Raw genomic sequence first — 9,994 nt, 5'->3', positions numbered from 1 at the left:
TCTCCCACTTGCCACGCCACGGCACCTCGAAGTAGTCGTGGCCGCGGTACCACAGCGTGTTGCACACGGCGACGAGCGGCGAACCCAGCTCGCTGTCGCCGATGTGCCGGCGCAGCCGTCGGGCCGCGCTGCCGAAGCGGTGCTGGAAGACGTAGCTGGCGTACGGGCCGCCGTCCTTCTCGTGGGCGGTGATCTCGTCGTACTCGGCCAGCGACAGCGTCGGCGGCTTCTCGCACCAGACCCACGCGCCGGCGTCGAGCGCGGCTGTCACCGCCTCGCGATGCGCGACCGGCGGCGTTGCGACGACCACGAGATCGGGGCTCGCCGTCGCCAGCATCTCGGTCAGATCGGTGTGGCGGCCCGGGATGTCGTAGGCGTCGGCCAGCTCGTGCGCGCGGGCGGAGTCGACGTCGCACACGGCGACGACCCGTACCGCGTCGCCGGCCGCGGCCAGGGCGGGCAGATGACAGGCTTTCGCGATGCCCCCGGCGCCGACGAGGGCAACACGGACCGGGGACGAAGACGCAGGCATGTGGAACTCCTTTGGACGACCCAAAGAGTGATCGATCACTTTTGCCTGGTTAACCTATTTTCGATCGCCATTCGGGTCAACCCCGGCTGCGTCCGCCCCCGGAGAATGTGACGTGGCTCTCCAGGCCGGCACCGGTCAGGGGTGATGCGGAAAGCGTCAACGAATGAAGGTGGAGCGGCCCCTCGCCCTTGCCGTGCTGCCCCGGCAGATGAGACGAGGAGCCACGACCAGGCGCGCACGACCCAACGGCTCGGCCGATTCGACCTGCTCGAGCAGCACATTGACGCTGAGCCTGCCGACCTCGCAGAAGTCCTGCCGGACTGTGGTCAAAGAAGGGGCGAAGAACGCCGATTCGGGAATGTCGTCGAAGCCCACCACGCTCACCTGTTCGGGCACCTTTACGCCGGCCTCTGAGAACGCCCGCAGCAGGCCAAGCGCCATCTGGTCGTTGGCCACGAAGACCGCGGTGACGTCGGAGACGCGGCCGGCCAGGATCTTGCCGGCCAGGTACCCGGATCTGGGGGTCCAGTCGCCTGACAGCGCTTCGGGGATCGCTCGCCCGGCGGCCGACAACGCGGCTCGCCAGCCTTCGCTCCGTCCTTCGGCTTCCAGCCAGCCGTCTGGCCCGCTGATGTGCCAGACGGTTTCGTGGCCGAGATCGAGCAGGTGAGCCGTCGCCTGCCGGGCACCTTCCACCTGGTCCACAGTGACCACGGATACGTCGCCTTCGTGCCAGCCCCCGACGGCCACCGCGGGCAGGCCGGTGAGCAGGTCGGCGAGGGCCTGCGCCGCCAAGCGCTGCGGCGCGACCAGGATGACACCGTCCACTTCCCGCTCGGCCAGGTAGCCGATGGCCTCGTCGACGCCGGCCCGGTCAATGGTGCGGAGGCTCACGATGCTGACGAAACAGCCCGCGTTCCGGGCGGCTCGCTCGATGCCGTAGACGGCGCTGGCCGGGCGGAGCAGTGTGGAGCCGAAACTGACGACGCCGAGCCTGCGTGAGTGCCCGGTGATCAACATCCGGGCGGTCATGTTGCGGCGATAGCCGAGAGCGTTGATAGCTTGCAGGACACGGGCCCGTGTCTCCTCTCGGACTCGGCGATGGCCATTGAGCACGCGCCAGACGGTCTGGTGCGACACGCCCGCGAACCTGGCCACATCGGCCATGACCGGCAGATGGCGCTCGGCATGTGGTGGCATTGGCGCTCCTTTCCGGTGACGACGCGTCTGCTAGAGGGATCCATCAACAGCCGCAGTGGCATAGCCCCCGTGCAAGCAGAACGACGGACAAGGGCGGAGCCGGCGCGATCTGGCCTTAGCTGAGCAGGCCCAGCTCGGTGGAATCCGGCGCCGGCTGCGGCGAGCGTCATGCACCAGCTCTTGAGCAGGGCGAATCGCTTCATGAGTGGGGTCTCCTACCGTGGTCCGGGCCTCACCTCGAGGCCGGCGGCAGGACGACGAGGAGCAGCCCCTGCCCTTCCCCCGGCCAGAAGCCGTGCGACAGCATGGACAGTCCTTTCGCTTCCTGCGTCGAAACCAGGCGGACCTCTGCGAACCACGACTGTTAGCGTTAACATAACCGAGTTATCCTCATGGCCGTGATGGGCGTCACGCTAGGGTGCACGAATGCAGCCTGTCAAGGAACTTGAGGCTCGCTGTTTTCGGTGAATTCGCAGTAAGTTTCGCAACCGGTCGCCCTGGGCGTCGCTCTCTCGGATGATCAGGTCGGCGCCCCGTTCACCTCGGCGCTGCGCCAAGGACTCGCCCTGCGCCGGCTTGACCGGGCCCGCGCGACAGAGGCCCATGGCCTGCCCGTCGGTGTCGGCGGGTTGGACAGCCGCGGCAGGCGTTCGGTCAACGGCCGGTCCTGGCGGGAACCCGGTCAGAAGATTTCGGCTGCTAGCCCTTTCGTTTCGGCAGGTTTGCGGGCAGGTTCTTGACGAGTTTCATGAGTCGCACGTATGGTCCGGCATTAACGATCGAGATCTACTTCGCAACTTTCTGACCCTGCCATCTTCCGGCAAGGGCGCCGCGCTGACGTACGACGAGAAATGTTTGCAAGAAGCCCGCCTACCATGGTCGCCTCTCGCTCTGAGTTCTCTGGAAGAGACCACCTGTGAACTTCCGTAACGCCACACCGGTCATGCTCGCTGTGGCCACTTCTCCGTGCCGCCGCCTGTGGAGGAGGGCAAATCGTTCCAGTTCTGGTCGCTCGGCATCAACCAGAGGGGGCCTGTCTAGCACGACCAGAAGGCCAATCCGGGAGCGCAGGTGAAGCTCGCCGAAGTGGCGTCCTCGGTCGAGAGGGTGCAGGCGCTGACCATGGCGCCGGTCGGCGGCAAGGTGCCCGGCCCCTGGTGCTCATCCAGGGCGACGACGAGGAAGGCCTGCGCCGACTCCTTGCTCGGGCTCGAACCGTTCCTCATCGGCCCGGGCAACTGGGCCATCGGCCAGGCGTTTTTGAACGCGATCACCAACGTCGAGCAAGGCAAGGGAGTTTCGGCCAAGGCGCGGGACGCGGCTCTGGCCGGCATCAAGACCGCAATCGGCAAGTGACGTGACCGCGATGCTCAGCCCGCCCCGGTCGCGGCGTGGAGTGGCGGGTGCGGCAGAGCCTGGCCGAGCGGCTGTCCTCGAAGGAATGACGCACGTGAACTATGCCTTCGCGCACGTACCGGGCCCTGTCACGGCTCGGATTGTTAACGCTAACACCCGTCGATTCCCTCGCATCGCCCTCGCGTTCGGAGCATCACCATGCCTGTATCCGCCAGCGCTCGTTTATCCGGCCTGCGCCGTTCCTTGGCGGCGAGGGGAGCGGTAGCCGTGTTCGTCGGAGCCGTTCTCGTTTCCTCGGGAGGCGTGGCGAACGCCGCCGTCGAGTGGTCGCCACAACCCTCGTACACCTCGACCGACAAAGGCGACGGCACGTACTCCGTGCCGCTCCTCCGCTCCGACGTGCCGGACGTCAGCGTCGAGCGCGTTCCGGCCGCTCAGAATAATGAGGGCCGGGATGTCTACTACATGATCAGTACGACGATGCACCTGAGTCCCGGTGCGCCGATCATGAAGTCCTACGACCTGGTGAACTGGGAGATCGTCAACTACGTCTTCGACCGGGCGAGCATCGGAGACGCCTTCTCGCTGCGCAACGGACAAACGTCGTACGGTCAGGGCCAGTGGGCGTCGTCCCTGCGTTACCACGACGGCATGTTCTACGTCGTCTTCAACACCAACAACCTCGGCGGCGCATACGTCTACCGGACCGACGACATCGAGAACGGCGCCTGGGAGCGCACGGCCCTCGGCCGTGGCCTGCACGACCCGTCGCTCTTCTTCGACCTCGACGGCACCCCGTACATCTTCTACGGCTCCGGTGGTACGAGCGCTGTGCGCCTCAACGCCGACCTGACGGCCATCGAGCAGGACTACCCGAACATCTTCCGCGCGAGCGACTACGCCGGGAAGCCGTTCATCGGGGGTCTGTTCGAGGGCGCTCAGTTCTACCACATCGACGGCTACTACTACGCGGTCATCATCACCTGGCCGCCCGGGCAGGGGCGCCAAGTCGTCATGCTTCGCTCCAAGGAGCTGCTCGGCCGCTACACCTCGGCGGGCGGCGTCAACACCTATGAGGCCCGCGGGGTGCTCAACTCGAACGGCTTCGCCCAGGGCAGCCTCGTACCCATCTCGCGCGAGGGCGGCGGGACCGACTGGTACGGCATGTTCTTCCGGGACACGTTCCCGATCGGCCGCATCCCGGCGCTGATCCCCGCCACCTGGCAGGACGGATGGCCGACCTTCGGCGACAACGGAGTCGTGAAGGTGGACGACGTGTTCGACAAGCCGATCAAGCTCGGCCCGGAGCGGGAGGCGTTCGAACGCCAGAAGAGCATCGTCGCCTCGGACGACTTCCTCAACGACGCACCGCACAAGGCCTATAGGGACGAGGAGTGGACGATCCCGCGCCCGCCCGATTACGACGAGACGCTCATCGGGGTCGAACTGCTGGACAATCCGGGGTTCGAATCCGCGGCGGTCGCGCCATGGGGTGCACGGTACGGCGCGACGCTCAGCCGGGACACGGTCGATCCCGCTTCCGGGGCGGCGGCTCTCAAGGTGAGCGATCGCACCCTCAACGGCTCCGGCCCGAACCAGGCGCTCAACGGCAAAATGCAGCACGGTGTGACCTACACCGTGTCAGCGAAGATCAAATATACGTCGGGCCCGGACGCCATCCGGTTCAACCTTGCCGCGGACTGGGGTGCGGGCGTTCAGGTGATGGCGTCCGGAAACGTGCCTGCCGGGCAGTGGACGACGGTGTCCGGACAGTACACCGTGCCGGCGACGGCGAACCTGGACGCCTTCACCTTCGCGGTGGAGACGCCGTGGGCCAATCCACAACCGCCCTCGTCGGGCGTGGAGTATCTGATCGACGATGTCTCGATCGTTGGGCATCCGGTGACGGCCGAGTACCCGGCCGAGGAAGAGATCGCGTCCAACGGGTCGCGACTGGACGTGGTGTGGCAGTGGAACCATGCTCCCGACAACCGGTACTGGTCGCTCACCGACCGCGACGGATGGCTGCGGCTGACGAACGGCAAAGTCGTCACCGGCAAATACGTTTACACGAAGCTCTCCAACCGGGCCGAGCTAGCCTGGTTCGAGGAGGCGCGGAACACGCTGTCGCAGCGTACATTCGGACCGCGGCAGTCAGCTGAAACCAAGATGGACATCTCCGGCATGAAGAACGGCGACGTCGCCGGCCTGGCCGCCTACAACCGCGGCTTCTCGTACGTGGCGGTCAGGCGCGCGGGCGGCGTCAACACGCTGGGCGTCGTCAACCGCGTGCAGCCGTTCGCGGTCGACCTCGACCAGGCCACGCTCGAAAGCTTCCTGCCCGGCACCACGGTGCCGCTGGGCAAGGCGACCAAGGTGCACGTGAAGGCGGACCTCGACTTCGCCTCGCCGGCCGGGCAGTTGTGGACGACCTTCTACTACAGCCTCGACGGGCGGACGTGGACCCAACTCGGGGACCGCGTCGGCCCGCAAACCCTGGACGGCAGCCTCGCCCACTTCATGGGACACCGCGTCGGCCTGTTCAACTACGCCACTCAGGAAAGGGGTGGGCACGTCGACTTCGACCACTACCTGCTCAGCGACACCCTGACCGCGCAGAACCTGCCGCTCGACACGAGCGACCTCGACGCGGCCATCGCGTACGCCAGGATGCTCGACAAACGCGACTACCCGAAGGACGCCTGGGCCGCGATGCGAGCCGCGCTCGCCAAGGCGAAGAAGGCGCGAGCCGGGAAGTTCGGCACGCAGAACCAGATCGACGCGCCGGAGCGGGCGCTCAGCTACCAGCTGGCCCGGCTCGGCACGTTGAAGGCAGCCACTCCGTCGCTGGATGTGTCCGCGGTGGCGGAGACCCGGTGCGCCGGCGGCACGGTGATGGTGACGGTGCAGGTGACGAACAACGAGAAGGTGCACGTGTCGGCGTCGGCAGAGTCGGCGTACGGGACGAAGCCGATCGGGACGATCCCGGCCGGCAAGCAGAAGTCCCGCTCGTTCCCGACCCGTGCGGAGAGTGCGCCGGCCGGCGCGGTGACGGTGACGGCGACCGCGCGAGTGCACGGCAAGCCGGTGTCGGCGTCACTGGCCGCGCCGTACGCCGCCCGCTCCTGCCGCTGATCGTCACCCGGCTCGTGCCGCCCGAGACAAGCCCGGCATCGACGTCATGCCAGGCATCCCGGCCGACCGCTTCTTGAGGCCCGACCGGGTCACGTCACCACTTCCCAACAGCACATCAGAGATCAAGGAGGAAGACCACGTGGAACAGCGCTTACGACGGTTGATCCGGCGACGGGCCGTCGCGATCGGGGCTGCCGGCGCCATGCTGGCCGCCGGGTTCGTCGTCTCGGCTGCCCCGGTCCAAGCCGCAGCCTCCAACCTCATCGCGAACGGCGGATTCGAGGACGGCCTCGTCGGCTGGTTCCCCAATAACGGCAACCTCTCCGGCGGTGCCACGCTGTCGCCCACGACCGATGCCCACTCCGGCTCGGGCGCCGTGCTGGTCACCGGCCGGAAGACGACCGGCTCCGGCCCGATGCAGGACCTTTCCGGCAAGGTGCAGGCCGGAAAGACCTACTCGGTCACGGCACGGGTGAAATACGAGAACCCCAACAGTCCAGCGACCAAGCAGTTCTTCGTCACCATGCACTACGGCGGTTCGACCAACACGAACCTTGGCTCGGTGACGACACCGCGCGGACAATGGGGGCTCATTCAGGGCACCTTCACGATCCCAACGGCGCAGAACGTCTCCACCGCGAGGATCTTCGTGGAGACGCCGTGGACGTCGGCGCCTGCCCCGGACACGGACCTCATGGACTTCAAAGTCGATGACGTGACGCTCCAGGAGTTCGTGCCGTCGACGACTATCGAGGTACTAGGAAAGAACCCCGGTGAGGGCAATCCGCTCATCTCCCACAAGTTCGGGGCGGACGGCAACGCTTTCGTCCACGGCGGCCGCGTGTACCTCTACATGACGAACGACACGCAGATGTACAAGCCTGGCCCTGACGGGATCTCCCCGACGAACACCTACGGCGGCATCAACACGATCACCGTCATCTCCTCCGACGACCTCGTCAACTGGGTGGACCATGGCGAGATCCCGGTCGCCGGTCCGACCGGGATTGCCCGCTACGCCACCCAGTCGTGGGCCCCCGCCGTGGAGAGCAAGGTCATCGACGGTAAGGAGAAGTTCTTCCTCTACTTCGCCAACAGCGGCGGCGCCACGGGCGTCCTCGTCGGTGACTCGCCGCTCGGCCCGTGGCGCGACGAGCGCGGCAGCCTGCTGATCACGAGTGCGACACCGGGTGCGTCGAACGGCCGGAACTGGCTCTTCGACCCGGGTGTGTTCATCGACGACGACGGCAAGGGCTACCTCTACTTCGGCGGCGGTGGCGATGACAAGTCGGGCAGCTACGAGAACACGAACCACCCCAAGTCCACTCGGGTGATCAAGCTCGGTGATGACATGATCAGCACGTCCGGCTCGGCGGAGGTCATCGACGCACCGCTGGTGTTCGAGGCGGGTCACGTGTTCAAACGCGAGGGCAAGTACTACTACTCGTACTCCTCGAACTTCGGGTTCTCGGGACCGGTGGACCCGAACGGGCCTCCGACCGGGGCTATCGCGTACCTCATGGCCGACAGCCCCATGGGGCCCTGGACGCCCGAGAAGTACGCGGGGGTGATCTTCCGCAATCCCGGCACCTACTTCGGCGTGGGCGGCAACAACCACCAGTCGGTGTTCAAGCTCGGCGGCGACTACTACTTCACCTATCACGCCCAGACGCTCAACCGCCGCATCACGGGCGGCGCCACCCAGGGCTTCCGCAGCCCGCACATCGCCAAACTCGCCTTCAACGAAGACGGGACGATCAAGGAGGTCATCGGCACCTACGACGGCGTCGACCAGCTGCGTAAGCTCAACCCGTACCGGGTGATCGAGGCCGAGACGATCGCTTGGCAGCAGGGCATCGCGACGAAGAAGATCGACGGCGCCTCGGCGGAGTTCGGCGCGACGGCGCCGAACCTCGTGCTGCACGACATCGACAACGGCGACTGGACCTCGCTCGCATCGGTCGACTTCGGTGAGCACGGCGCTGCCCGCCTGACCGCGAAGGTGCTCCCACTCGCAGCAGGTGGAAAGATCCAGCTCCGTCTGGACGCCCGCGACGCGCCCGTGGCCGCGACCATTCCCGTCGACGCACCCGCCGGAGAGTGGACGGCGGTGAGCGCTGAGCTCGACGGCGTCTCCGGAGTGCACGATGTGTACTTCACCTACGCTGGGCCCGACAGCACCGACCTCTTCGAGATCGACTCCTGGGCGTTCGCGACCGCTGAGCCGCCGCTGAAGGTGTCCGCGGTGGCGGAGTCCCGGTGTGCCGGCCGCGAGGTGCTGCTGACGGTACGTGTCACGAACAACGAAAAGGCCCACATGCGGGCGTCGGCGGAGTCGGCGTACGGGACGAGGCCGATCGGGACGATCCCGGCCGGCAAGCAGAAGTCCCGCTCGTTCCCGACCCGTGCGGGGAGCGTGCCGGCCGGCGAAGTGACCGTGACGGCGACCGCGCGAGTGCATGGCAAGCCGGTGTCGGCGTCGCTGGTCGCGCCGTACGCCGCCCGCAGCTGCCGCTGGTGAAGAGGCGGCCCGGCCTGCCGGGCCTGTGAGTGCCGGAAACTTGGCCAGCGCTGTTGACCAGCGGTTTGGCACTCGAGCGTGCGCTCGGCATCATCGTCGTTCATGGCGTTGCGGCTCCTGTATCTGATCTTCCTTCGGCTCGCGGGCCGGCTGGCGCTCCTGGCCCGGTCGGAGACATCGAAGGATGTCGAGATCCTGGTGCTGCGTCATCAGCTCGCGGTGCTTCGTCGCCAGGTCGCCCGACCGCGACCGTCGTGGGCGGACCGGGCGATGATCAGTGCGTTGGCGCGGCTACTGCCTGCACCCGGTCGCCTGCGGTTGTTCGTAACGCCGGGCATGTTGTTGCGCCGGCATGCCGATTTGGTGCGGCGCCGCTGGACGTTCAAGCGCCGCAGGCAGGGCCGACCTGCTACACGTCCTTCAGTGCGATTGCTGGTCCTCCGGATGGCCCGCGAGAACCCGCTGTGGGGATATCGTCGGATTGCCGGTGAACTCGCTGGTCTGGGATACCGCGTCGGTGCCTCCACTGTGTGGCTCATCCTGAAGAAGGCCGGCATCGACCCTGCGCCGCGACGCAGCTCAAACGCCTGTACTGCCTGATCGTCAACGCTCGGCATCTGCGGTCGGTGCCGGCCGTATATGAGGCGCATTTCAACGAGCACCGCCCGCATCGATCCCTGGACCAGGCTGCTCCGCTACGAGCCCTGCCGGCCCTGATCGCAGCCGATATCAAGGTCACCCGCCGCGATCGCCTCGGTGGACTGATCCGCGAGTATGCGCAGGCCGTATAGGGTGGTTGACTTTCCGGCACCCACAAGGCGGTCAACGGGAAGCCATCGGCGACCCCGCACCAGTGCCCCGGCCGTGCTGAAGACGGCCGGGGCATCCTCGTCCTACGAGGCAGAGATGCCCTGATGCGGGCCGCGACCTCCGCCAGAGTGCGCGCGTGGACCCGGAGACTGCCACTGGCCGCCGCAGCGCTGGTGACCGCGGGAGGCTTCACCGCGACACTCCTCGCAGTCGTTGCTCTCACGGCATCGTAAGGAAGCCACAACGCTGCTCAAGTCGCGCGCAGAGGGGCCGTTTCCGATCTACGGAAGCGGCCCCTCCATCTGGCCGAACTGTGTCGGCACGGCGGGAATCCGCCGTCACCACGCCGCTGCGCGCACGCGAGGCGGGTCAGGCGTGCGTCACTCCCGGGCCGTACGCGGCGGGCACGGGGCGGGCAACGGCGGCCAGCCGGGCCGCCA

General features: G+C 67.0%; 6 protein-coding genes. 4 read left to right on the top strand and 2 right to left on the bottom strand.

Annotation, left to right across the window (positions count from 1 at the left end; genetic code table 11):
* On the bottom strand, positions 1 to 532 hold a 532-nt coding region (locus ACWDX9_RS54105), incomplete at its 3' end, for a Gfo/Idh/MocA family protein (protein ID WP_449970106.1).
* A 156-nt stretch (positions 533 to 688) separates the two neighbouring features.
* Positions 689 to 1,732 carry a LacI family DNA-binding transcriptional regulator gene (locus ACWDX9_RS54100; RefSeq protein ID WP_449970104.1) on the bottom strand — a complete coding sequence of 348 codons (1,044 nt, stop codon included), beginning with the start codon at positions 1,730 to 1,732 and terminating at the stop codon, positions 689 to 691.
* A gap of 1,071 nt (positions 1,733 to 2,803) precedes the next feature.
* Between ACWDX9_RS54100 and ACWDX9_RS54095 the strand changes: the two genes are divergently transcribed.
* The 4 genes from ACWDX9_RS54095 to ACWDX9_RS54080 all read left to right on the top strand — a co-directional run bounded on the left by ACWDX9_RS54095 (position 2,804) and on the right by ACWDX9_RS54080 (position 9,344).
* The gene (locus tag ACWDX9_RS54095; RefSeq protein WP_449970102.1) at positions 2,804 to 3,088 is read left to right on the top strand and encodes a hypothetical protein; all 285 of its coding nucleotides are present in this window, start codon (positions 2,804 to 2,806) and stop codon (positions 3,086 to 3,088) included.
* Positions 3,089 to 3,391: 303 nt separating this feature from the next.
* Positions 3,392 to 6,223, top strand: a complete 2,832-nt coding sequence (locus ACWDX9_RS54090; protein ID WP_449970099.1) for a beta-xylosidase family glycoside hydrolase — start codon at positions 3,392 to 3,394, stop codon at positions 6,221 to 6,223.
* 139 nt (positions 6,224 to 6,362) lie between these two features.
* Entirely contained in the window at positions 6,363 to 8,744 is a 2,382-nt protein-coding gene (locus ACWDX9_RS54085) for a family 43 glycosylhydrolase (protein ID WP_449970096.1), read from the top strand.
* Positions 8,745 to 8,846: 102 nt separating this feature from the next.
* Positions 8,847 to 9,344 carry a hypothetical protein gene (locus tag ACWDX9_RS54080; protein ID WP_449970094.1) on the top strand — a complete coding sequence of 166 codons (498 nt, stop codon included), beginning with the start codon at positions 8,847 to 8,849 and terminating at the stop codon, positions 9,342 to 9,344.
* Positions 9,345 to 9,994: the final 650 nt, after the last annotated feature.

It is taken from the genome of Nonomuraea sp. NPDC003201 (assembly GCF_053590415.1).
This window is presented reverse-complemented; position numbering and strand designations above follow the sequence as displayed.

What these genes read in the sequence shown, in the direction of transcription:
- ACWDX9_RS54080 (WP_449970094.1), top strand. Translation starts at nt 8,847, where the DNA reads ATGGCGTTGCGGCTCCTGTATCTGATCTTCCTTCGGCTCGCGGGCCGG.
- ACWDX9_RS54100 (WP_449970104.1), bottom strand. Translation starts at nt 1,732, where the DNA reads ATGCCACCACATGCCGAGCGCCATCTGCCGGTCATGGCCGATGTGGCC.